The 23,838-nt window shown below is 64.6% G+C and carries 20 protein-coding genes and 1 pseudogene; 3 read left to right on the forward strand and 18 right to left on the reverse strand.

The window, feature by feature from the left end:
- Positions 1–87: 87 nt before the first annotated feature.
- The 3 genes from CAG22_RS21285 to CAG22_RS21295 all read right to left on the reverse strand — a co-directional run bounded on the left by CAG22_RS21285 (position 88) and on the right by CAG22_RS21295 (position 3,592).
- Positions 88–1,422 (reverse strand): MFS transporter, encoded by a 1,335-nt coding sequence (locus CAG22_RS21285; protein WP_085706116.1) that lies wholly within the window; start codon positions 1,420–1,422, stop codon positions 88–90.
- Positions 1,423–1,475: 53 nt separating this feature from the next.
- Positions 1,476–2,546: a C45 family peptidase gene (locus CAG22_RS21290; protein ID WP_085706117.1), complete on the reverse strand. Its 1,071-nt coding sequence runs from the start codon at positions 2,544–2,546 to the stop codon at positions 1,476–1,478.
- Positions 2,547–2,662: 116 nt separating this feature from the next.
- Positions 2,663–3,592 carry a LysR family transcriptional regulator gene (locus CAG22_RS21295; RefSeq protein WP_085588106.1) on the reverse strand — a complete coding sequence of 310 codons (930 nt, stop codon included), beginning with the start codon at positions 3,590–3,592 and terminating at the stop codon, positions 2,663–2,665.
- A 244-nt stretch (positions 3,593–3,836) separates the two neighbouring features.
- On the opposite strand from CAG22_RS21295, the gene CAG22_RS21300 reads away from it, so the two are divergent.
- The gene (locus CAG22_RS21300; protein ID WP_085692978.1) at positions 3,837–5,558 is read left to right on the forward strand and encodes an amidohydrolase; all 1,722 of its coding nucleotides are present in this window, start codon (positions 3,837–3,839) and stop codon (positions 5,556–5,558) included.
- Between the two features lie 213 nt (positions 5,559–5,771).
- The gene (locus tag CAG22_RS21305; protein WP_085663382.1) at positions 5,772–6,560 is read left to right on the forward strand and encodes a formate/nitrite transporter family protein; all 789 of its coding nucleotides are present in this window, start codon (positions 5,772–5,774) and stop codon (positions 6,558–6,560) included.
- A 35-nt stretch (positions 6,561–6,595) separates the two neighbouring features.
- Here CAG22_RS21305 and CAG22_RS28790 read toward each other — a convergent pair.
- Positions 6,596–6,670: pseudogene (locus tag CAG22_RS28790) on the reverse strand (hypothetical protein); the annotation flags it as partial.
- A gap of 66 nt (positions 6,671–6,736) precedes the next feature.
- Here CAG22_RS28790 and CAG22_RS21310 point away from each other — a divergent pair.
- Positions 6,737–7,633: a LysR family transcriptional regulator gene (locus CAG22_RS21310; RefSeq protein ID WP_085706118.1), complete on the forward strand. Its 897-nt coding sequence runs from the start codon at positions 6,737–6,739 to the stop codon at positions 7,631–7,633.
- Positions 7,634–7,961: 328 nt separating this feature from the next.
- Here the strand turns inward: CAG22_RS21310 and CAG22_RS21315 are convergent, their stop codons facing one another.
- The 14 genes from CAG22_RS21315 to CAG22_RS21380 form a co-directional block, all read right to left on the reverse strand.
- Complete coding sequence (locus tag CAG22_RS21315; RefSeq protein ID WP_085706119.1) at positions 7,962–9,386, reverse strand: OprD family outer membrane porin; 1,425 nt, start codon at positions 9,384–9,386, stop codon at positions 7,962–7,964.
- Between the two features lie 96 nt (positions 9,387–9,482).
- A complete protein-coding gene (locus tag CAG22_RS21320) occupies positions 9,483–9,890 on the reverse strand; it encodes an OsmC family protein (protein WP_025339542.1) in 408 nt (135 codons plus the stop codon).
- 145 nt (positions 9,891–10,035) lie between these two features.
- The gene (locus CAG22_RS21325) at positions 10,036–10,920 is read right to left on the reverse strand and encodes a LysR substrate-binding domain-containing protein (protein WP_085706145.1); all 885 of its coding nucleotides are present in this window, start codon (positions 10,918–10,920) and stop codon (positions 10,036–10,038) included.
- A 22-nt stretch (positions 10,921–10,942) separates the two neighbouring features.
- Complete coding sequence (locus CAG22_RS21330) at positions 10,943–11,881, reverse strand: HlyD family secretion protein (protein ID WP_085706146.1); 939 nt, start codon at positions 11,879–11,881, stop codon at positions 10,943–10,945.
- An 11-nt stretch (positions 11,882–11,892) separates the two neighbouring features.
- Positions 11,893–12,099 (reverse strand): DUF1656 domain-containing protein, encoded by a 207-nt coding sequence (locus tag CAG22_RS21335; RefSeq protein WP_085706120.1) that lies wholly within the window; start codon positions 12,097–12,099, stop codon positions 11,893–11,895.
- The gene (locus CAG22_RS21340; protein ID WP_085706121.1) at positions 12,089–14,242 is read right to left on the reverse strand and encodes an FUSC family protein; all 2,154 of its coding nucleotides are present in this window, start codon (positions 14,240–14,242) and stop codon (positions 12,089–12,091) included. Before CAG22_RS21340 ends, CAG22_RS21335 begins: the two co-directional genes overlap by 11 nt.
- A gap of 272 nt (positions 14,243–14,514) precedes the next feature.
- Positions 14,515–15,135, reverse strand: coding sequence for an isochorismate family cysteine hydrolase YcaC (gene ycaC / locus CAG22_RS21345; RefSeq protein WP_046613875.1), 621 nt, complete (start codon positions 15,133–15,135; stop codon positions 14,515–14,517).
- Positions 15,136–15,437: 302 nt separating this feature from the next.
- Positions 15,438–17,165 (reverse strand): NahK/ErcS family hybrid sensor histidine kinase/response regulator, encoded by a 1,728-nt coding sequence (locus CAG22_RS21350; RefSeq protein ID WP_085706122.1) that lies wholly within the window; start codon positions 17,163–17,165, stop codon positions 15,438–15,440.
- The gene (gene ercA / locus CAG22_RS21355; RefSeq protein WP_025339550.1) at positions 17,149–18,312 is read right to left on the reverse strand and encodes an alcohol dehydrogenase-like regulatory protein ErcA; all 1,164 of its coding nucleotides are present in this window, start codon (positions 18,310–18,312) and stop codon (positions 17,149–17,151) included. Before ercA ends, CAG22_RS21350 begins: the two co-directional genes overlap by 17 nt.
- Before the next feature lie 89 nt (positions 18,313–18,401).
- Entirely contained in the window at positions 18,402–18,674 is a 273-nt protein-coding gene (gene pqqD, locus CAG22_RS21360; RefSeq protein WP_025339551.1) for a pyrroloquinoline quinone biosynthesis peptide chaperone PqqD, read from the reverse strand.
- Positions 18,675–18,726: 52 nt separating this feature from the next.
- Entirely contained in the window at positions 18,727–18,798 is a 72-nt protein-coding gene (gene pqqA / locus CAG22_RS21365; RefSeq protein ID WP_003253598.1) for a pyrroloquinoline quinone precursor peptide PqqA, read from the reverse strand.
- Between the two features lie 341 nt (positions 18,799–19,139).
- A complete protein-coding gene (locus CAG22_RS21370; protein WP_025339552.1) occupies positions 19,140–20,660 on the reverse strand; it encodes an aldehyde dehydrogenase family protein in 1,521 nt (506 codons plus the stop codon).
- A gap of 164 nt (positions 20,661–20,824) precedes the next feature.
- Positions 20,825–22,609: a PQQ-dependent alcohol dehydrogenase PedH gene (pedH, locus tag CAG22_RS21375; RefSeq protein WP_085706123.1), complete on the reverse strand. Its 1,785-nt coding sequence runs from the start codon at positions 22,607–22,609 to the stop codon at positions 20,825–20,827.
- Between the two features lie 268 nt (positions 22,610–22,877).
- On the reverse strand, positions 22,878–23,810 hold the full coding sequence (locus CAG22_RS21380) for a quinoprotein relay system zinc metallohydrolase 1 (RefSeq protein ID WP_085588092.1): 933 nt from the start codon (positions 23,808–23,810) through the stop codon (positions 22,878–22,880).
- Positions 23,811–23,838: the final 28 nt, after the last annotated feature.

Raw genomic sequence — 23,838 nt, forward strand, 5'->3', positions numbered from 1 at the left:
CTCGCGCGGCCAGCAGCCCGTCTGTCGCCTTCAGCCTGCCAACACCCTCAAATTTGTCCTGGGTGATGGCAGGCAGCGCAAATACCCTCAATGACTGCCCAATGCCGCAGACGCCACGCGCCCCGGCGCCTCCTCATCTATCTGCGCCATGCTCAACCGCGATGTCTCGCGCAGCATGAGCGAACACACCGCAACCAATGCCAGAGCCCCCGCGCCATACAGCGCCACGCCCAACGGGTCATGGTTGGTGAGGATCAGGATTGCCGTGGCGATGCTCGATGCAGTGCCGCCGCCCAGCGCGGCGCCGATCTGGTAGCTGGCCGAGATACCCGAGTAGCGCATGCTGCGCGGGAACTGCTCGCCGAGGAAGGCCGGGATAGGCCCTTGGGTCGCGCCCATCAGCAGGCCGGTCAGGCTGTAGGCGCACAAGGCGATGGCGAAGCTCTTCATGCCCACCAGGGAAAAGAACACGAACAGCCCCACGGCCATTGCCACTGCGCCAAAGCACATCACCGTGCGCCGCCCCAAACGGTCCGACAGGTAGCCGAACAACGGCGCCGACAGCACGATGGCGACCGACATCGCCAGGTCGAACATCAACGCCTCGGTACTGCCGAAGCCCACCTGTGTGGCGTAAGTCAGGAAGAAGGTACTGCCGATGTAGGCGATGGTGCAGTAACCGAAGGCAATCCCGGTGCACAGCAACAGCTGCCGCGGACGTTGGCGCAGGGCCGCGGCCAACGGTGCATGTTCAGGTCTGGTCACGGGCGTGGTGGCCGCTGCCGGTGCCTTCAGGCGCGCGTACAGGCCGATCAGCACCAAGGTACCGCCCAGCCAGAACGGGATGCGCCAGGCGAAATCGACCAGGTTGTCGTCAAAGGCCGCGCTGACGATGGCGAACACCCCAGCCCCGAGGATGCCACCCACGCCAATCCCCATGCTTGTGAAGCTACCCCACAGCCCGCGCCGCCCCGGTGGCGCAGACTCGATGCCGAACAGCGCGGCACCGCCCCACTCCCCGCCAGCCGCAAAGCCCTGGACCAGGCGCAGCAGCACCAGCAGGATCGGCGCGGCCACGCCGACGCTGGCATGGCCGGGCAGGCAGCCGATGAGGAAGGTGCTCATGCCCATCAGCGGCAAGGTGGCAACCAGTACCTTCTGCCGGCCGATGCGGTCACCGAAGTGGCCGAACACCAGGCCACCCAACGGTCGGGCAAGAAAGCCCGCACCGAAAGCGCTGAAGGCCACCAACGTGGCTGTCAGGTGGTCCATCTGCGGGAAGAACACCTGGGGAAACACCAGTGCGGCGGCGGTGCCGTAGATGATGAAGTCATAGAACTCCAGCGCCGTCCCCAGTCCGGAGACGCAGAAGGTTCGCAAGGCGGAACGGGATGACGCAGGGCGGGAATGTTGCGCATGCATTGTTGTTGTTCTCGTTCAGCGGCGCCGCCTTGAGCTGGCGGCACCGGGTTGGCTCAGAAAGTGTCGAAGCCGGCCTTGGCCAGTTGCACAGGCGTGCCGGCCACGTACTGCAGGGCACAGCGTTCGGTGTCGATGCCGACGCTGAGCAAGGTTTCCCAGCGCTCGGTATCGGGCATGGCCATGTCCGGGTGGAAGCAGATTGGCGCCCTGTCGCCCTCGGCGCCGCACATGGCCTCGGCCCGGGCACGCAGGTCAGCGCTGGCCATCTGGCCGACCACCTGCTCGAGGTGGCCCAGACGGCATTGGGTATCGGCACGGTCGGCGACCTGCTCGCCCAGGCTCAGCTGTGGGTCGAGGAAGTGATTGGTGTGCAGCAGCCAGCCGTCTTCCCGTGGCAAAACCAAGGCGGTGCGCGCGGGGCTCAATTCGATGCTGGCCGCGCGCGGGCTGCGGTCCTGGCGGGAGAACACTGTCAGCACGGTGGAGGCACTGACCCGCGCCGAACGAGCAAGCTCGATGGCCTCCTCGACACTGCTGGCCTCCTCCAGCAGACGCCGGGCGATGGCGTGTACCGGCACACCACCACTGTCGTTGTCACTGGTGTGGTGGAGGATATTGAAGTGCAGGCCGAGGCCCGCGCTGTTCACACCAAGCTTGGCGAGCATGCCGAACTCGCAGAACAGCTTGACGTTCATGCCGCGCTCGGTGTGCAGCGCCAGCATCAGGCCATGGGGGCACAGGCTGTCATGCCAATCCCAGGTCTGCAGGGTCTGCGGCGCACGTGCGCCACGGGGTGCATGCACGGTGGTGGAGCATTCGCTGTGGCGGGTTCGGGCCGCCAGTACTTCAGTGCGGGCGTTCAGGCTCGCCAGCTGCCACAGCGGCAGCTCGGCACCGCTGGCCAGGCCGACCACTTCAGCGGCCAGGCCCGGGCTCCAGGCTTCCAGGGCTGCCAAGCTGTTTTCGCCGATGCGCTGCGCCTCACTCAAGGGCACGCCAACCCGCGGGAAAAAGCCCAGGTACAGTGCAGTGGTGGTACGGATCTGCTCGGCGAAGCGCGCACCAATCTGGCGGCCTCGCTCGAGGGGGTTGCGGATGTCGCTGACATGGGTGTGGATCTTCAAGGCGGGAAACTCCTGATACAGGCCGCGGTGGTCAGGCAAGCACCGCTAGCCTAACGAGGCCCCCCCAATCGATCATCGCCACAACCCGCACAACTTTTGTGCCCCGATGGAAAAACTCAGCCCCGTGCCAGCGCCTGCGCGCCCTGCCCGTGCAGGTGCTCATGCAGCAAGGCAATGAACGCCTGCACCTTGCGGGTATTGCGCCGGTGCGGCAGGTAAAGCACGTGCACCCAGGGGCCGAACGCACTCAGCGCCCGCCAGTAGTCGGGCATCACCTCCACCAGCTGCCCGTTGGCCAGGTAGGGGGCGGCACACCAGGTGGGTACGAACTGCAAGCCCTGCCCATCGAGCAGGCAGGCCAGCAGGAAGTCGAAGTTGTCGCTCACCAGTCGAGGGGTGGGCTGACGCACACGCAGCGTCTGGCCGCCGTGTTCGATCCACCAGAAGCTGCGATTGAGCAGCGGGTGGCGCAACAGCAGCCAGTCGTGTTGGGCATAGTTCTCCAGAGTGATCGCCTCGCCGTGTCGGGCCAGGTAGGCAGGGCTGGCGCAAAGGATCACGCGGTTCTCGATCAGCGGCTGGGCGATCAGCTCCGGCTGGTCGGTGGGGCCGTCGCGCAGCGACAGGTCGTAGCCGCCATCGATCAGGTCTTCGTTGGCATCGTTGAGGTTGACCTCCAGGCGCACCTGCGGGTGCTCGCGCATGAAGCGGCAACACACCTGGTTGAGAAACGCGGGGCCGAACGACGGTGGCGCGGTAATGCGCAGGGTACCGCGCAGCGCGTGCTGCAACTGCTCCACTTCCTCGGTCACCCGTTGCAGGTGCATCAACGCCTGGCGCGCGCCTTCCAGGTACAAGGTACCGGCCTCGGTCAGCGCCATGCGCCGGGTGGTGCGTTCGAACAGGCGCACGCCCAGTTCGCTCTCCAGGTGCGCAACAGCCTTGGTGATGGCAGACGGCGTCTTGCCCAGTTGCTCGGCCGCACGGCTGAAGCTGCCGTGTTCGGCGGCAGCGACGAAGATGGTCAGGGCCATCATCTTGTCCATGGTTTCTTCCTGTTCGGCACAAACGGTGGGAGTGATGCGAGGGTGGCGAGTATCTGCCCCTCCTATCAAACCCGCAAATGCCGGCGATTTGAATAGGCACGGCAAGGTCCGCTGCTTGCAGCCTGGCAAATACGGGCTCGGGATTCTTTCCCCATCACGAAAAAAGTTGTGCCTGCCCTCGCCTTTATCCGCCCTGGCCCCCTGGCTAGGCTGCGGCGCCATCACGACAACAACGAGGCACAGCATGAAGCAGCTCCTGAAGATGGCAATCAGCGCCGGCCTGGCCTGCACCTGCATGCCGGGTTTCGCGGCAGTGGACCTGATCCTGCACAACGCCAAGGTCTACACCGCCGAGCCCGGCCAGCCCTTGCAGCAGGCCGTGGCCGTCGAAGGCGAGAAAATCGTCGCGGTAGGTTCCGACCAGGCCGTGCTACGCCTGAAGGCCAAAGGCACCCGGGTCATCGACCTGGGTGGCAAGGTGCTGATGCCGGGCATGCTCGACGCCCACTCGCATGCCATCAAGGGTGGCCTGCAACTGGTGCTGGCCGACCTCGCCGGCGAGCAGGTTGCCCTGGACGAACTGGAACGGCGCCTGCGCCAGTGGCGCAGCGACGGCAAGGCCGTGCGCGGCGAGTTCCTTGTCATCGGTGGTGTACCGGGCACCTACTGGAATGACATTCCGGCGCTGGAACAGCGCTTCAACCACGGCGAATGGGCCGAGCAACCGATCCTGTTCGCCGCCAACGACATGCACACCGGCTGGGCCAACCAGGCCATGCTCAAGCGCACCGCAATCGATGCCGACACCATCGCTGCCCTGCCTGCCGAGGCACGCAACACCATCGGCCAACACCCGGACGGAACCCCAAACGGTTTCCTCGCCGATGCCAGCTACTACCCGGTGACCGACCTGCTGCCCGCGCTGCCCCACGCCACCCTGCTGAGCGCAGGGCGCATGGCCCTTGACCATTACAAGCAGCTGGGCATCACCGGCTGGATGGACCCGCTGGCCAACGAGCTGCCGGGGGCTGATGTGAACAACCATTCGCTGGGCGTACTGCCGGTGTACAAGGACCTCTCCGCGCGCGGCGAGCTGACCGCCCACGTCGCCGCCCTGCTGATGGCCGATTCCAGGGCCCGCCCTGCCGAGCTGGACGAACTGGACAAGGTACGCCGGCAATTTCTCGGCGTGCACAACCTCACCCTGCCGGGCATCAAGGTGTTTGCCGACGGCGTTGCCGAAGCGCCAGCGCAAACGGCGGCGATGCTCGAGCCCTACAGCAACTCCGGCAAGCACGGCGAACTGCTGCTGGACCCGAAGCACTTTGGCGAGCTGGTCAGTGCCGCCGACGCCCGTGGCTGGCTGGTGCACGTGCATGCCATCGGCGACCGCGCCGTGCGCGAGGCGCTCAACGGCATCGAGCAGGCACGGCGTGATCGCCACAGCGGCATCCCCCATTCCATCACCCACTTGCAGATGGTCAACCCCACGGAATACGCCCGCTTCAAGCAGCTCGACGTGATTGCAGCAATGCAGCTGTACTGGGCCAGCGCCGACCAATCGAACATGGAGCTGGTCAAGCCGTACGTGAACGCCATGGCCTTCATGCACACCTTCCCGGCCCGTTCGCTGCTCAAGCATGGCGCCACCCTTGCCGGCGCCAGCGACTGGCCGATCACCACCCCGGACCCTTGGCAGGCGATCTACCAGGCCATCAGCCGCAAGGGGCCCAAAGGTGTGCTCAACGCCGCTGAAGCCATCGACCGCCAGGTGATGTTCCAGGCCTATACACTCAACGCCGCCCGCACCATGCGCCTGGAGCAGCAGATCGGTTCGCTCAAGGTCGGCAAGCAGGCCGACATGATCGTGGTCGACCGCGACGTACTCGACGTCGATGCCGAAACGCTGCGCGATACCCAAGTGCTGCAGACCTGGTTTGCCGGGAAGCTGATCTACGCGCGCTGACCTGCGGGCCTCATCGACGCGGTCTATCAGCTCATCCATTCCATCGATTTGACCGCGTCAAATTGCCTCATGTAGCTTGCCGCCCTCTTCGCCGCTGGCCCAAAGGTGGGCGCTACACCTTTGCGCCAGCTGCGCAGCCTACCCCGTACTGATCAAGCCCCACCACGGCGTGCCTGCCAGTTGCGTCGCCGTCACTGTGTTCGAGTTTGCGAAATGTCCGTCAACAGCCCCACCCGTATCACCGAGCTCGTCATCGAGAGCGGCGTCAAAAAAGCCCATCTATCCACCCATGCGACACTGGTCCTGGGGTTTCTCGCAGGTGCATTTATTTCGCTGGGGTTTCTCCTGGCTATCCACGTCAGCACCATGATCCCGGTACAGTGGGCCTCGTTCGGCACACTGCTGGGCGCCGCGGTATTTCCCATCGGCCTGATCCTGGTGATCCTGGCCGGTGGCGAACTGCTCACCGGCAACATGATGAGCCTGCCCTTGGCGATGTTCGCCCGGCGTATCGGCCCAGGCGCCGTGGCGCGCAACTGGCTGCTGGTGACCGTCGCCAACCTGTTCGGTGCACTGTTCGTTGCCGGGTGCTTCGGTCACCTGCTCGGCCTGACCGAAGGGGCCTACCTGAACAAGATGTTGGCGGCTGCGACCAGCAAGACCAACGCCGACTTCCTCCACGCCTTCGTGTCCGGAATCGGCTGCAACTGGCTGGTGTGCCTGGCAGTGTGGCTGTCGTATGCCAGCCGTGAAATGAGCGGCAAGATTCTCGGCATCTGGTTCCCGATCATGGCGTTCGTCGCCATCGGTTTCCAGCACGTGGTTGCCAACATGTTCCTGATTCCCGCAGCGATCTTTGCCGGCTACCTGAGCTGGGGGCAGTTGGCGGAGAACCTGGTGGCCGTGTTCCTGGGGAATGCGGTGGGTGGGGCGATCTTCGTGGGGTTGGCGTACTACGTGTCCTACGGTGTGCCTTCGCAGGAAGCGTGCGAGGTGCAGTGAGGCTAAGCAAATTGGGGCCGCTTTGCGGCCCTTCGCGGCAGTTCGAACAGCATGCCTGGCCGTACGACCCCATCCAGGAAGCTGGTGTTGCCCAGCGGCAACGGCGGCAGCTCTCACGCTGCATGCGGTAGAGCTGATAGATTGGTCACAGAGTTCCATCTGGTGAACCATCGAACATGGAAGACCTGAACGACCTGTATTACTTCGCCCAAGTCGTCGAGCACGGCGGTTTCGCACCGGCCGGGCGGGCACTGAACATTCCGAAATCCACACTCAGCCGGCGCGTCCTGCAGCTGGCGGAGCGCCTGGGCGTACGCCTGCTCCAGCGTTCCACCCGACACTTTTCGGTGACCGAGACGGGCCAGGAGTTCTTCCAGCATTGCAGGGCCATGCTGGTGGAAGCGGAAGCGGCCCGATGGGTGGTCGAACGCACCCGCGCCGAGCCCCAGGGCACCGTCCGCATGAGCTGCCCGACAACCCTGCTGCATTACCGCGTTGGCGGGCTGGTCAGTCGATTCATGGCCGAAAACCCGAAAGTGAAGGTGCACCTGGAACCCACCAACCGCCGTGTGGATGTATTGGGCGAAGGCCTCGACCTGGCGCTGCGGGTGCGCTTCCCGCCGCTGGAGGACAGCGACCTGGTCATGCGCACACTGGCCAGGAGCCCGCAGCGGCTGGTCGCGAGCCCCTCGCTGGTGGAGCGGCTGGCGCTGCAACTGCCCGTCGAACCAGAGCACCTGGGTGAGCAGCCGAGCCTGGATTGGGGGCCACCCAGGGACCACATCTGGCAACTTGAAGGGCCCGACGGCGCGCATGCCGAAATCCGCCACACGCCGCGCTACATCACCGATGACATGAGCGCACTGCGGCAGGCGGCGCTTGACGGTGTAGGCATCGTGCAATTGCCGTTCATGGTGGTTGACCAGGACCTGGAAAACGGCCGCTTGGTGGAGCTCAACCCGCAATGGGAACCGCGCTGCGGCATCGTCCATGCGGTGTTCCCTTCCCGCCGCGGCCTGTTGCCCTCAGTGCGCAGCCTGATCGACTTTCTGGCCGAACATATCTGGGAATGACCGGCGCTATGCCGGCGCCGGGCCGATGTCAGGCCGGGGCCGCCTTGCGGCCCTTCGCGGGCACGCCCGCTCCCACAAGTACGGCCGCGCTGTCGCGTAGAGAACTGAATTCGCAAGCAATCCGCGTCACCCTGTGGGAGCGGCTTTAGCCGCGAAGAATCCAACGCGGTGCATGGCACCGGCTACGCCGGTGTTCGCGGCTAAAGCCGCTCCCACAGGGGCCCTGCTAATTCAACGAGTTATGTGCAGTTCTAGGAGAGCGGGCTTGCATGACCAAGCATCATCCCTTCAGCGGACCTGTGCGTCGTGGCCGACGCACATCACGCGATCAGAACAGGCTGATCGGGTAATCGACGATCAGGCGGTACTCATCGGCACTGGAGTTGCCGCGGGTATTGCCGGGCGCGGTATAGCCATCACCCTCGCGGTGCGTTGCCCAGCGTAGGGTCAGCGACAGGTCCTTCGCCGGGCCGGCTGGCACCTGGTACTTGAGGGCAAGGTCGCGTTCCCAGTGCTTGGCGTGCTTGCCGTCCGGGTTGTAGATATAGCCATAACCGACGCTTGCTGGATCGACACGGGTGAGGTCGGCCTCGCCACGGGTGTAGGCCGCGATGAACTGCAGCGAGGGCGCCCCCAGCGGCGCCAGGCTGGTTTCGTACTGAAGGCGCCAGGACTTTTCACCGGGGCCGTTGAAATCGGCAAATTGCTGGGAGTTGCTCAGGTAAAGGAAGACACGGTCGTTCTGCGTGATGTAGTCGAACGGCGTTCGGCCGTCGACCTTCTGCAAGCCCAGGGTCAGGGTCTGGCCATAGGCTATCGCGGAGATACCGGCGCTGTAGGTGTCGTTATCGATGTCACCCAGCTGGCTGCGCCCTTGGTCCCGGGTCTTGAAGTAGTGCAGGTAGGGTTTGAGCAGCAGCGCATCGTTGACCCGAAACACCTGCGAAACCCCCAGGTAATACTGATTCCAGATGTCTTCCAGCTGGCCGCCATAAACGGTCAGCTGCAACCCTTTCGGCCGGCCATACACCGCGCCAAGCCAGCCGATATGAGGGCTTTCGCGGTCCGCCGCCACACCCGCGCTGTTGCGCGCGCCATAGGCGGTGACCAGGTGGGAGTGGCCGCTCTGGTTGCGCAGCCGGGTAGATTCCACGAACCCGGCATCCAGCCACAGGTCGTCGATGCCATGGTTCTTCAGGGTGACGCCACGATACGTCTGCGGGAACAGGCGGCTTGTGCCGCTCGCCACCACCGGGTTCTCGACCAATTGGTCGCCGGCCTTCACCAAGGTGTCGAGGTACCTCAGCTTGAGCGCTGCGCCGGCACTGGAAAACGTGTCACCCGGCTTGAGCGATGAGTCCAGCGGGAGCAAGCCAGCGCCGCCACTTCCACCGCCGCCATCGAGCTTGATGCCGAGGAAGGCGTGCGCATCCACGCCCAACCCGACAGGCGTATCGGTGAAGCCCGAGCGGAACGAAAACAGAAAACCCTGGGCCCATTCGGTCGGGTCGCGGGGTACCAGCTCAGAGTGGTTATCGCGCTGGAAATAGTAGTTCCTCACCAGCGCATCCAGGCGCGCGCCTTCGACCAGACCGGGCGGGATGCCCAGTTCCACGGCCTGCCGGTCATTGACACCGGTGAAGATGTTGTCCTTCTGCCCCAGGGCGTTGTCGGCCTGGGCAGGCGCCGCAAGCACCAGGCCGAGCCCCAACGGGCAAAGCAGCAGGCGCCGATTTGCGTCGAGGGTCGCCATCGTCGTGCACCTCATGCCCGCCAAGGGATAGTTGGCGCATGTACTCATGTGCTGCTCCTCTACCGGCAGCCGGCAGGCGCAACGCTGCGCCTGGCCTCATCCAACCAGCTTGCTGGCGATGATGATTTCGCCGCTCAACACCTTGTGAATGGGGCAGGCATTGGCAACTTCCAGCAAGCGCGTGCGTTGCTCTTCGCTCAGCGGCCCGCTCAAGCGAATGTCACGAGCGATCTGGATCCGAGGTTCGCGCCCCAGTTGTTCCTGCTCGATGCGGATATCCACATCGATGGCTTGCAGCGGCATTTCCTTGCGCTGTGCGTACATGGCAACCGTGATGGAAGTGCAGGCGCCAAGGGATGACAGCAACAGCCCATGGGGTGACGGCCCGACATCCCCGCCGCCTGCCGCCGCATCAACATCGCTGGCCCACTGGTGCTGGCCATCTGTCACGTTCACCTGGTACGCCACGCCTGCAAACGAAGCGCGGATTGCTCGCTCTGACATTGAAACTCCTGATTGACGATTGCCTGTGGCCACCCTGCTGCACAGGCTGCAAAGCTTGAATGATAGGTGCACGACGCAACGGACGGTAGGTGATGAAATGCGCCGCAGCGTTCTGCCTGATGAACGCTGCGCCCGGTCAAAGGCGCTACGCCGACCGCTCGAACGCCACCGCAAGAAAGTCGATCAACTCCCGCACCGCTGGCGTCAGCCCCCGCCGCGAAGGAAACAGGGCGATTACCTCGCCCATCCTGGGCACCCAGCTCTCCAGCACGTTCAGCAAACGCCCGGCGGCCAGGTCATCCTTCACCATATCCGCTGGCAGCAGCACCACGCCCACGCCAGCGAGCGCGCCCTGGTACAGCACCGCGATATCGTCGGAGACCAACCGTGGGCGGAAGCGAATGGACGCCACCCCGCCTTCGGGGCCGTACTCCTGAACATTCGCCCCCCAGCCAAGGCTGGGCAGTTCAAACAGGTCGGCAGGCTGCAGAGGGCGGTCGTACTGCGCCAGCAAGCCGGGCGAAGCCACCAGGCACTGGCGGCTCTGCGCCAGTTTGCGCATCACCAGCTCGCTGCTTTCCAGCGGTTGATGGCGCACGCTCAGGACCAGGTCGAAGCCCTCGCCGATCACATCGACCCGCCGGTTGTAGCTCTTCACCAGCAACTCCACCGCCGGGCATTGCACCATGAACTGCCCAAGCATCGGCGCCAGGCGTGCATCCAGCAGCGAGGTGCTGCAGGCCAGCCGGACAATGCCGCTGGGCACGGCGCGACTGCGCTGGATCGCGTCCTCGGCAGCAAATGCCCGATCGACCATCGACATACAGTGATGGTAGTACTCCAGCCCCACTTCGGTGACCGCGAACTGCCGGGTGGAGCGCTGGATCAGGCGCACCCCCAGGCGGTCCTCCAGATTGGCGACTCGCCGGCTCAGCCGCGACTTGGGCAGGCCGAGCGCGCGCCCGGCCGATGCGAAACCGCCACACTCGACCACCTTGGTATACAGGTACAGCTCATTCAAATCGAACATCATGCTCATCGCCCACCCCCAGCTATTCGAGAATGGTCACGGTGGCAGTGGTCCCCGCACGCAAGGGTGGCGCATCGGCACTGCGCTCCAGGCGCAGCCGTACAGGGATCCGCTGGGCAAGCTTGACCCAGGTGTAGCTTGGGTTGACGTTGGCCAGCAAGCGGTTGCCCGGCTGGTTCTCGCGGTCGGTAATGGCATAGGCGATGCTCTCTACCGTGCCCTCCAGCACCTCGCCACTCATCAGGGCGATGCGCGCACGGCTGCCCACCTTGATTTTCGGCAACTTGGTTTCCTCGAAATAGCCACTGACGTGGAACGACGAACTGTCGACCAGCGCCAGCAGCGGCATGCCCGGCTGGGCATAGTCGCCCTGGCGGGTCAGCAGGTTGGTCACGTAACCGCTGACCGGGGCGCTGACCCGGGTGCGTTCGAGGTCGAGCCGGGCCTGCTGCAGCGTGGCCTCGGCGAGTTGCACGTTGGCCTGTGCCAGGCCGAGGTTGGACTGTTCGCGCAGCAGGTCGGCCTGGGCCACGGCCACGTCGGTGCCGGCCTTTTCCCACTCTTCGGCAGAGATTGCCGACATCGATTGCAGCTTGCGTCGGCGTTGCTCTTCGCTGCGCCGCTGCTTGAGCTGCGCCTCGTTGGCGACGATGGCGGCCTGCGACTGCCCCAGCGCCGCACGCGCGACTTCGACGGCTCGCACGGCATGCAGCACGGCCAGCTCGTAGCGCGCCGGGTCGATCTGCAGCAGCAGGTCGCCCTGCCTGACGAACTGGTTGTCCTGCACCGGCAGCTCGATGATGCGCCCTGCCACCTCGGCCGACAGGGTCACCACATCGGCCCGCACACGGGCATCACGGGTCCAGGGCGCACGGGTGTAGTAGTCCCAGGCAAACCAGCCCAGCACCACTGCAAGCGCCAGCACTGCCAGGGTCAGAGCCTTGGCAAGAACAGGTTTCAACACAGGCATATTCAGGCACTCGCTCCCATCAACAACACCAGCGCCGCGCAGATCGCGGCATACAAGGCGCCCTGCAACAGCGCCGGGTGCCACACACGCGCCAGCACGCCACTGCGCCGCAACAGGGCGTCCAGCACCAGAAACAACGGCAACCCCAGCAACAACGCCTGGGCAATCGGCGGCAGGTAGACCCCGCCAAACTCGAAATCAACGGGCATAGGCGCCCTCCTCCTCAGGCAACGTCTGCGCTGCCAGCACCGGTCGATAGCGCTGCAACAACTGGCCGACAACCGATAGCGCGACCCGCAGGATGAACAACTGCCGCAGCGTCTCGCGGCCCGCCTCGGCGTGTGCCTGGTGCAGCGCATCCAGGGTTTCGGCAAGCTCGGCCAGCTCGCGCAACAGCCCGTCCACATCCACCCGCCGGCGTGCACCGATCAGATCCGCCATCTCCTGCAACCCTAGGCGCAAACGCGCCCTCGTGCCTTCAGGCAGCACCGTGAGGTTGACGCACTGGGCATGCGCCTGGCCCAGCGCAATGGCCAGCGCCGGGCACACCAGGCTGCAATCGAACAGCTCCCGGGAGCGCGCATCAGTGGCGGCGGGCAACAGGCCGATCATCGCCGACAGGCGGTCCAGCATACGGCTCTCGAAATCGAACTGACGCGCCACGCTGGCAGGTGCCGTCACGTACTCATGCACATCCTCGCGGGTCTGGCGGAACAGCCGGGCCATGCGCTTTTGCGGGTTGAACGGGAACACCAGGGCGAACACCACCATCGCCAGCCCGCCAGCCGCCGCATAGCCACCGGCAAACTCGAACCACTGCATGGCACTGTTGTGGTAGGCGCCGACATTCTGCGGCCCGATCATCAACAGGCTGATCAACCCGATGCCCATGCCGATGCCCGCTGTCATGGGGCTGGCCAGGCCGACGGCCGCCAGGTACAGCAACGGCACCAGGCACACGGCAAGCATTTCGAAATCGGTGAACATCGGCAGCAGGGCAAACTGGTACACGGCGGACAACAGCAGCGCGACCAGCAGGCCACGGTTGTAGTTTTGGCTGGCCAGCAACGGCCGCGGCAGCGTCGCCATCAGCGAGCACATGACACCGATCAGGATCACCCCGGAACGCGCGCCGTCCCAGGCCGTTTCGATCCACAACCAACCGGCGAGAAACAGCGCCAGGAAGGCCCGCACGGCGTTCATGCCGGCCAGGCGGAAGTCCAGATGCAGCGCGCTGGCTTGCCCTTGGGCGTGGGGACAACTGGCGCCCCTGCGCTGCTGGATCGCCTCGTTGAGCTCGATCAGTTCGTTCAGCTGCTGCAGCAGGCGCGCCTGCTCCCAGCGCAGGGCCCAGGCCAGCGAGCGCATGCGCGGGGGCAAGGGCTCGTCGAGAAACTCGACCCGGTCAGCGGCGGCGTCGAAGCGCTGGTACAGGTGGTGGATCGCTTCGCGGCGCTGCGCCGACAACTTCACGCCGTCACGGGCCAGTGCCTCCAGGTTGTCCAGCTCGTCCTGGCGCAACAGCTGGATTTCTTCTGGCAACGGCCCTTGCCAGTGCTGCTTGATCAACTCGCGCTGTTGGCGCAATACCAGCAGGCGCGACACCAGCAGCACCAGTTGGTTGGCCAGCAGCTGCACCAGCCCATCGGCGTTGCGCAGGTGCGGCGCATCGAAATAGAGATGGCGGCGCAGGCCTTCCAGCACACTGATCTCGCTGATCAGTTGCGCCTGCCGCTGGTGCAGCGCGGCTTCATCCTCTTCGCTGCGCACCACCTCGGCGGCGTGCCGGGCGATCAGCTTGACCAGGCTATCGACCTTGCTGAAGTAGCCCTGCGCCACTGCCTGTGGGCGCGCGCTCAACAAACTGACCACGGCCACGCAGGCCACCGCCAGCAGGGTTTCGGTCAACCGCGTGATGGCCAGCAGGAGGATGCCGTCCGGTTCCGGCACGGCCAGCATCGCGACCACCACGGCGGTAAACCCGCTGAGGACGAAGGCATGCGAGTCGGTATAGCGCAGCAGCGTGCCGCCCGCCGTGCAGAACGCCAGCCACAGGGCCAGGCAGACGATGAAAGGCATTGGCGCCTGAGGGAACAAGGCCATGATCACCACAGCCATGGCCGCCCCCGCTGCGGTGCCCAGTACCTGGGCGAAACTGCGCTTGAGGGTCATGCCGGCCAACGGCAGGCTGATGATGATCACGGTCATCAGCGCCCACTTCGGTTGTTCCAGGTCGAAGATGAACGCCAGGTAGAGGCACAACAGGCCTGCAACGATGGTACGCAGCGCGAAGAACAGCACCCCACGGCCAGGGTTCAAGGCCATCTTGAAATAGGAAATCAGTGGAGCCATCCGGCACCTCGGGACACGGCCAGGAAGCCGCGCATGGGCGCATGGCATTCCGGGCCGGGTTGATTCATGAGCTGGAGGCGTCTCTACGCATCCGCGAGCACACTCACATTACCGTTCAAGTGCGCGAGTCGAGCAACCGTAAGACATATAAGCAGATTAACTGACGACAGGTTGGGTACCGCCCTGCTCGAGGCGCAGGCACCGGCGGCACAAAACTGACGTGTGACACAAGCGATCGGGGAGCCATGCACGCGCATGGCGCCCCGGCCGGATTACTTCGACAGCTTGCTGAAGCTGGTCATCAGGTTGCGGTAGTCCGGGATGTGGTTGGAGAACAGCGTGCCCAGGCCTTCGATGTCGTTGCGCCAGTCGCGGTGCAGCTCGCAGGCCACGCCGAACCAGGTCATCAGCTGCGCGCCGGCGGCTTCCATCCGGCGCCAGGCCGAATCACGGGTCAGTTCGTTGAAGGTACCGGAGGCATCGGTGACCACGAACACATCGAAGCCTTCTTCCAGGGCCGACAGTGCCGGGAAGGCCACGCAAACCTCGGTCACCACACCGGCGATGATCAGTTGCTTCTTGCCGGTGGCCTTGACCGCCTTGACGAAGTCTTCGTTGTCCCAGGCATTGATGTTGCCCGGGCGCGCGATGTACGGCGCGTCAGGGAACTGCTCCTTGAGTTCGGGCACCAGCGGGCCATTTGGGCCGTTCTCGAAGCTGGTGGTGAGGATGGTCGGCAACTTGAAGTACTTGGCCAGGTCCGACAGGGCCAGCACATTGTTCTTGAAACGGTCGGGTTCGATATCCCTTACCAAAGAGAGCAAACCCGTCTGGTGATCCACCAGCAGTACGGCGGCGTTATTCTTGTCCAGTCGCTTGTATTGAAAGGCCATGATGTTTTCCTTACTCGGGTTGGATGCGTTTGGTATGACTTCGCCCAAACAATGGCGCCCCGGTAAGATAACCAGCCAGGCAGAGCCGTGACAGGCTGACATCCGCAACACAGAGTCCCATTTCAGGAACAGCCACCTGGCACTGCGCGCCCCCTGTAGGAGCGGCCTTGTGTCGCGATAGGGCTGCGAAGCAGCCCCAGGATTTCAGCGCAAATGCATAAATTGCCGGGGCTGCTTCGCAGCCCTATCGCGACACAAGGCCGCTCCTACAAGGGGCCGCGCAAGGCCATGGGGTTGAGGCTTCAGCCCAGCAACTGGCTCAACACCGCACGCAACTTCCCCGGTTTGACAGGCTTGTTCAGCAACGGCGCACCGAGCTTGTTCAAGGAGCGTCGGCACTGATCGCTGCGGTCGGCGGTGATGATCACCGCAGGAATGGCGGCGCCGAAATGTTCACGCAAGTGCCTGACCACCTCGCAGCCGACAACACCGTGGTCCAAGTGAAAGTCCGCCAGGATCAATTCCGGTGCCCGCCCCTGCAAGGCCAGCAAGGCCCCGGCCTGGTCGGTCGCGGTAACCACTTCGCAGCCCCACTGCCCGAGCAGCGCGCCCATGCTCTCGAGGATGCTCACTTCGTTGTCCAGTACCAGCAGGCGGCGGCCCGGCAACGGGTTGCCGGCGCCCGGCTGCGGCGCGGCCTGGTGGATAGGCAACGGCATGGCTTCGCCGATCGGCACGTCGATGCTGAACATCGAGCCACGCCCCGGCCACGAGCGCACCTCGATGCGGTAGCCGAGAATCTTGGCGATCCGCTCGACGATCGCCAGCCCCAGGCCCACGCCCTTGCGGTCGGCGGCGCGGCCAACGTCCAGTTGATTGAACTCGAGGAAGATGGCCTGCAGCCGATCCGCCGCGATGCCCCGCCCGGTATCCCACACCTCCAGGCGCAAGTGATCGCCGCGGCGCCTGGCCCCCAGCAGGATCCTGCCCTCGTCGGTATAACGGCAGGCGTTGCTGAGAAAGTTGCGCAGGATACGCGTCATCAGCCGCAGGTCGGTACTGATGGCGTAGTCGCCAATGCGCGCGCGCAGCTTCAGGCCTGCCGCATCGGCCACCGTGCGAAACTCCGAGACCAGTGGCCCGAACAGTTCGTCGAGGCGGTACAGCGCCACGTCCGGCTTGACCGCCGCCTGGTCGAGCCGGGAAATGTCCAGTAGGTCGGTCAGCAGGTCTTCGGCGCCCTCCAGGGCCTGATGGGTACGCTCCACCAGCACCTTTTCCGCTTCTGGCAATGGCCTTTCGCGCAAGGTCGAGATCAGCAGCCGCGCGGCATTCAGCGGTTGCAGCAGGTCATGGCTGGCGGCAGCGAGGTATTTGTCCTTGCTGCGGTTGGCGGTTTCCGCGGCGTCGCGGGCATCGCGCAGGGCGCGGGCGATCTGTTTGCGCTCGGCGATCTGCTGTTGCAGGTTGCGGTTGGCCTCAAGCAGTTCATCGGTGCGGGCGGCCACCCGTTGCTCGAGTTCGTCATTCAGTTGCTGCAGGCGCTGCTGGGCCAGCTTGCGTTCGGTGATGTCGGCGACAAACCCTTCCACCAGCCCTTCCTGGCCGGGCTTGAGCAACAGGTTCATCAGCACATCGAGGTGGCTGCCATCCTTGCGCCGCAAGCGGGTTTCATAGCCGTGCAGGCTGCGTTCACGGGCGAGGGTCGCGGTGATTGCGTGCAACTCTTCGGCCCCGCCGACAAACAGGTTGGCGGCAAGGTCCGTCAGCGGAAACAGCAACGCTTGCGGGTTGTCGTAACCCAGCATGCGTGCCAACGCCGGGTTGGCTGCACGCATGCCGTCTTGCAGGCTGGCCTGGAAAATCCCGTGCACGGCGTTTTCGAACAGCCATTTGTAGCGGTTGCGTTCGGCCTCCAGTTCGTCCAGGCGCGCCGCCAGCTCCGGGTAATGGCTCTTGCGCGCCGAGTGGTCGCCCAGCCCCAGCAGCCCGGCCAGCGCCCGTTGCTGCTCGTCAGAGGGCCTCGCCATAGACCACCTCGACATCACGCTGGCTCGACGCACGCGGGTTGGTGAGGATGCACGGGTCATCCATCGCATGTTGCGACAGGAACGGGATATCGGCCGTGCGCACCCCGTGCAGGCCCAAGGTTTCGTGGAAGCCGATGGCATGCTTCAGGGCGATCAGGTGCTCCACCAGGCGCGCGCAGATCTGCCGGTGGTTGAGGCCGCGGCAGTCGATACCCAGCACTTCGGCAATCACCTTGAAACGCTCCGGTGCCGAGCTGTAGTTGAACGCCACCACGTGCTCCACCAGCACCGCATTGCACAGGCCATGCGGCAGGTCGAGGAACCCGCCCAGGCTGTGCGACATGGCGTGGACCGCACCCAGGATCGCATTGGAAAACGCCAGCCCCGCCTGCATGCTGCCCAGCATGATCTTCTCGCGCAGGGCGATATCGGTGGGGTTGGCGATCATTTCCACCAGGTTGCCGTTGATCAGGCGCATGGCCTCCAGCGCATGGGGGTCGGTCAGCGGGCCGTGGCCGGTGGAAACGAAGGCTTCGATGGCATGCACCAGCGCATCGATGCCGGTGCAGGCCGACAGGAACGGGTCCATGCTCAGGGTGGTTTGCGGGTCGATCAGCGACACGTCCGGCACCACCGCCTTGCTGACGATGGAGAACTTCATGCGCTCCTGCTGGTTGGAAATGATCACGAACTGCGACACGTCCGCCGAAGTGCCGGCCGTAGTCGGGATCAGGATCAGCGGCGGGCTGGGCACGCGGATCATGTCCACGCCTTCGAATTCGAGGATGCTGCGCCCGTGGGCGACCACGATGCCGATGGCCTTGCCGCAATCCATCGGGCTGCCGCCGCCGACCGCGACGATCACATCACAGTGGTTCTGCCGGTAGATCTCGGCACCGAGCATCACCTCTTCGACCCGTGGGTTGGGTGATACGGCGCTGTACAGGCAGTAGTCGATGCCCTGGGCCTGCAGGCTGGCCTCCACGTCCGCCACCCAACCGGCGGCAATCACACCGGGGTCGCTGACCACCAGCACCTTGCGCGCACCGAAGGTCTTGGCGTAATTGGCGACATTGTGCCGGCAGCCGGCACCAAAGATGATCTCGGGCGAAACGAACTTGCGAAGCGGGCTGAAACTCTGGCTCATCGGTAAGCCTGTTCTTATTGTTCTGGAAGGTAACCGCCAGCGTAAAGCATCCCGTAGCGAAAGCAACCAGACCAAAGCGTGACCATGGCTCATTCGATCCAGTACTTGGCACGGGCCACCTCCAGGAACGCCAGGATGTCCTCGTCGAGCCCCGGCACACCAGGGAAGCGCTGTGCCAGGCGGTCGATGACAGCCGCCACGCTGCGCTGGCCGTCCAGCAACTCGAGCACCCAGCCGGCACTGGCATTGAGCTCGATGATGCCCTCGGGGTACAGCAGCACATGGCACGCCTGGCGCGGCTCCCAGCGCAGGCGAAAGCCCTTGCGCAAGGCCAGGGCTTGTTCGCGATCGATCAGGTTCACAACAGGCTTGCTCAGTGAAGAACCGGCCATCGCGGTGATGGCCGGACAGGCATCAACGATTGGCGAAGTACATCGTCACTTCGAAGCCGATGCGCAGGTCGGTAAAGGCGGGTTTAGTCCACATGGGGCATTCCTCTTCTTGGTGCCGGGCGATTCCGGTAGAGGCATTAATGCACGAGGGGCGACGCGGCCGAATGCTACTTTGGGACAGGTTTGCGGGGTGCGTTGGTAGGGGTAACACGGAGCTGCTGTGGATTTGTGCATGGCAGTGCCGGCCTCTTCGCGGGCTCGCCCGCTCCCACAGGGTGGCACTGGCTTCAAAAGCAATGGTGAGCCTGCCCTGGCCTCATCGCCGGCAAGCCAGCTCCCACAGGTACTGCATGGGCCTTGAACCTTGTGCAGTACCTGTGGGAGCTGGCTTGCCTGCGATGGGCTGCAAAGCAGCCCCCGAGGCCATCCCAGGTTTTAGAAGAAGCCCAACGGGTTGATGTCGTAGCTCACCAGCAGGTTCTTGGTCTGCTGGTAGTGATCGAGCATCATCTTGTGCGTCTCGCGGCCCACCCCGGACTTCTTGTAGCCACCGAACGCGGCATGCGCCGGGTACAGGTGGTAGCAGTTGGTCCACACACGCCCGGCCTTGATCCCACGGCCCATGCGGTAGGCACGGTTGATGTCACGGGTCCACAGCCCCGCGCCCAGGCCAAACTCGCTGTCGTTGGCGATCGCCAGGGCTTCGGCTTCGTCCTTGAAGGTGGTCACGCCCACCACCGGGCCGAAGATCTCCTCCTGGAACACGCGCATCTTGTTGTTGCCCTTGAGCAAGGTCGGCTGGATGTAGTACCCGCTGGCCAGGTCGCCGTCGAGCCGCTCGGCAGCGCCACCGGTGAGCAACTGCGCGCCCTCCTCCCGGGCAACCTGCAGGTAGGAAAGGATCTTGTCGTATTGCTGCTCCGATGCCTGGGCACCGACCATGGTCGCGGTGTCCAGCGGGTTGCCACGGGTAATCCTGGCGATCTTCTTCATCACCTCGGCCATGAACGGCTCGTAGATCGACTCCTGGATCAGTGCCCGCGACGGGCAGGTGCACACTTCGCCCTGGTTGAAGAACGCCAGCACCAGGCCTTCGGCTGCCTTTTCGATGAACGCGGGCTCGGCCTGCATGATGTCTTCGAAGAAGATGTTCGGCGACTTGCCGCCCAGTTCGACGGTGGACGGGATGATGTTCTCGGCCGCGCACTTCATGATGTGCGAGCCCACCGGGGTGGAACCGGTGAAGGCGATCTTGGCGATGCGCTTGCTGGTAGCCAGGGCTTCGCCGGCTTCACGGCCAAAGCCCTGGACGATGTTCAGCACGCCTGCCGGCAGCAGGTCGGCGATCAGCTCGGCGAAAATGGTGATGGACAGTGGCGTCTGCTCCGCCGGTTTGAGCACCACGCAGTTGCCGGCGGCCAGGGCCGGGGCGAGCTTCCAGGCGGCCATCAGCAGCGGGAAGTTCCACGGGATGATCTGCCCGACCACGCCCAGCGGCTCATGGATATGGTAGGCCACGGTGCCTTCGTTGATCTCGGCGGCACCGCCTTCCTGGGCACGGATGCAGCCGGCGAAATAGCGGAAGTGGTCCGCCGCCAGCGGCACGTCGGCGTTGAGGGTTTCGCGCACGGCCTTGCCGTTGTCCCAGCTTTCGGTAACGGCCAGTACTTCGAGGTTCTGTTCGATGCGGTCGGCAATCTTCAGCAGCACCAGGGCGCGGTCCTGCACCGAGGTCTTGCCCCAGGCCTCGGCAGCGGCATGCGCGGCGTCCAGGGCCTGCTCGATGTCCTGGGCGCCGGAGCGCGGGAACTCGGCAATCGGCTGGCCGTTGACCGGCGAGCTGTTGGTGAAATACTGGCCGCCCAGCGGCGGCACGAATTCACCGTTGATGAAGTTGCCGTAGCGTGGCTTGAAGGACACGATGGCGCCTGGGGTTCCGGGTTGTGCGTAGATCATGCTGAGCCTCTGCGGGGGTCGATGCCTGTCCGGCGACAGGCGATGGACCGATGGTAAAAAGCCCCGCCTGCCGGGCGAATGCATCGTTGGCAGCGGGGCTCTCGTCATTTGGTAGTAGGGCCGCCTGCCGCAGGGTCTGCTGCAGCAAGCGGCAGGTTATCGGCTTAGCGACTGGCGCTTGCCGTTTGCAGCTGCTTGGGCAGCTTGAAGGTCCAGAGCATGCCGCCCTGGTTGAAGTCCTTGACCCGCTTGGCCACTTCGCCGCCCCACAGCGGCACCGCGCCGCCCCAGCCGGAAACCACCGAAACGTACTGTTCGCCGTCCATTTCCCATGTCACTGGCGAGCCAAGCACGCCGGAGCCGGTCTGGAACTCCCAGACCTTGTCGCCGGTCTTGGCGTTGAACGCCTGCAGGAAGCCTTCCGGCGTGCCGGTGAACACCAGGTTGCCCTTGGTGGTCAGCACCCCGCCCCACAGCGGCGCGAAGTTCTTGTGGCGCCATACTTCCTTGCCGCTGACCGGGTCGATGGCGCGCAGCACGCCGATGTAGTCTTCGTTGAGCGGCTTGATGGTGAAGCCGGCGCCAAGGAACGCCGCGCCCTTCTTGTAGGCGATGCCTTCGTTCCAGATGTCCATGCCCCACTCGTTGGACGGCACGTAGAACAGCCCGGTGTCCTTGTTGTAGGCCATCGGCATCCAGTTCTTGGCACCGAGGAACGCCGGCGCCACGAACACCGAGCTGCCCTTGGCCTCGCTACCCGGCGCCCCCGGCCGGCTGGCCTCGTTGTAGATCGGCCGGCCGTCCTTGTCCAGGCCGGTGGCCCAGGTGATCTTGTCGACGAAGGGGAAGCCGCGGATGAACTTGCCGTTGGTGCGGTCCAGCACGTAGAAGAAGCCGTTGCGGTCAGCGGTGGCGGCGGCCTTGACCTCTTTGTCACCGTCCTTGTAGTTGAACGAGATCAGCTCGTTGACGCCGTCGAAGTCCCAGCCGTCATGCGGCGTGCTCTGGAAGTGCCACTTGATGGTGCCATCGTCGGGGTTCAGGGCCAGGCGCGACGAGGAATACAGGTTGTCGCCCGGGCGCAGGTGCGAGTTCCACGGTGCCGGGTTGCCGGTGCCGAACAGGATCAGGTTGGTTTCCGGGTCGTAGTAGCCGCCCAGCCATGGCGCCGCACCGCCGGTCTTCCACAGGTCGCCGGGCCAGGTCTTGCCGGCCTCGCCGCCGGAAATGCCGTTCTCGATCGCCTTGCCGTCCTTGTACACGTAGCCCATGTGCCCTTCCACGGTCGGGCGCATCCACAGCAGCTCGCCGTTTTCCGGGTTGTAGGCCTGGATCTTGCCCACCACGCCAAACTCGCCGCCGGCAACGCCGGTGATCAGCTTGCCGTTGACGATCATCGGCGCGGCGCTGATGGAGTAGCCTTCCTTGTGGTCGGCCACCTTCTTGCTCCATACCACCTTGCCAGTGTCCTTGTTCAGCGCCACCAGCTTGGCATCGAGGGTGCCGAAGAACACCAGGTTGCCGTACAGCGCCACGCCGCGGTTGATCACGTCGCAGCACGGGCGGATGTCATCGGGCAGGCGCGCATCGTATTGCCACAGCTTCTTGCCGGTTCGGGCGTCCACGGCGAACACCCGCGAGTAGGAGCCGGTCAGGTACATCACCCCGTCCTTGACCAGCGGCTGGGCCTGCTGGCCGCGCTGCTTCTCACCACCGAAGGAAAACGCCCAGACCGGCCGCAGGTCCTTGACGTTGTCGGTATTGAGCAGGTTCAGCGGGCTGTAGCGCTGGCCCTGCACGCCCAGGCCATTGGTCACGATCTGCTGCGGGTTCTTCGGGTCCTGGAGAATTTCTTCATTGCTGACAGCTGCGTGGGCTGCACCGGCAAGCAGCATGGCGCTGAGCACCAGGCTCAAGGCGAACACGGGACGACGTGTGGATCGGGTCATGACGGCTACCTTTGGTTTTTTTGTTGTATCCGGGAAAACTTCCCGGTGTGTCGGGAATTCTTGGTCCCGACCTGCTTGCCAACAATTGCCCGCAGTGCTGAGTTTTCTAGTTCCTTGGTATCAGTGAACCTACGCGGTTCCCTGTAGGAGCGGCCTTGTGTCGCGAAAGGGGCGCGAAGCGGCCCCAGGATTTGTGCCCATGGCTGAAATTGCCGGGGGCTGCCTTGCAGCCCTTTCGCGACACAAGGCCGCTCCTACAAGGACCGTGTCAGTCCTTGCTGTCCACGCGCCGCAGCTGCTGGCGTTCGTAGCGGGGGTACAAGTGGCTGACACTGCGAATCAGCTCGTAACGGGTCAGGCTGATACCGGCAAACCGCTCGGGTATCGGGCTGCGGATCATCTCGGCCATGTCATCGCCACGCGCTGCGCCATCACGCATCAGCCCATCCAGCCAGCCCAGGTAGTCACGCATCTGGGCAAACGGCTGGGCATCGCTGGCCAGCGGGCCGTGACCGGATACCAGCTGCTTCCAGGGCAGCGCTTGCAAGGTGTCCAGGTCCTTCAGCCACACCTCCAGCCCCGGGGTGTTGGGCGTGGTCAGCGCGCGCTCGTGGAACACCAGGTCGCCGGCGAACAGCACGCCGGTGCTTTCATCCAGAATCGCCAGGTCGGCACCGGTATGCCCGCCCAGCGCCAGCAGCCGCAGGCGGTGGCCACCCACCTCGTGAATGCCCGGCTCCAGCACCCGGGTCGGCAGCACCACCTCGGTACCGCGCATCCAGTCGCCGACCAGGCGGTACATGTTCTCAGCCATGGCCTCGCCCTGCTGGCGCAACAGCTCGCCGGTACCGGCCAGGGCGCCGATGGGCACATCGGCAAAGGCCTGGTTGCCCAGCACATGGTCGGGGTGATGATGGGTCAGCAGCACTTCGACCACCGGCTTGTCGGTGGTGGCGGCAATGGCCTGGCGCAATGCTTCGCCGTAGCGTTTCGACGGCCCGCTGTCGATCACCACCACCCCGTTGTCGGTGACGATGAACGCGGTGTTGACGATATTCCCGCCGTTATCCTTGGCGAAATTGTCGGTGCTGCCCTCCAGCAGCCAGGTGCCTTCGGCGATCTGCCGGGGCTTGAGCCGATAGTCCAGGTCAGCCCAGGCCGGCAGGCCCAGGCACAGTAGCAACAGCAGAATGCAACGCATGACGGGCGCCTCTGGTCAGGGATGGAGT

This window comes from Pseudomonas sp. B8(2017), assembly GCF_002113575.1.
Taxonomy (GTDB): domain Bacteria; phylum Pseudomonadota; class Gammaproteobacteria; order Pseudomonadales; family Pseudomonadaceae; genus Aquipseudomonas; species Aquipseudomonas putida_Z.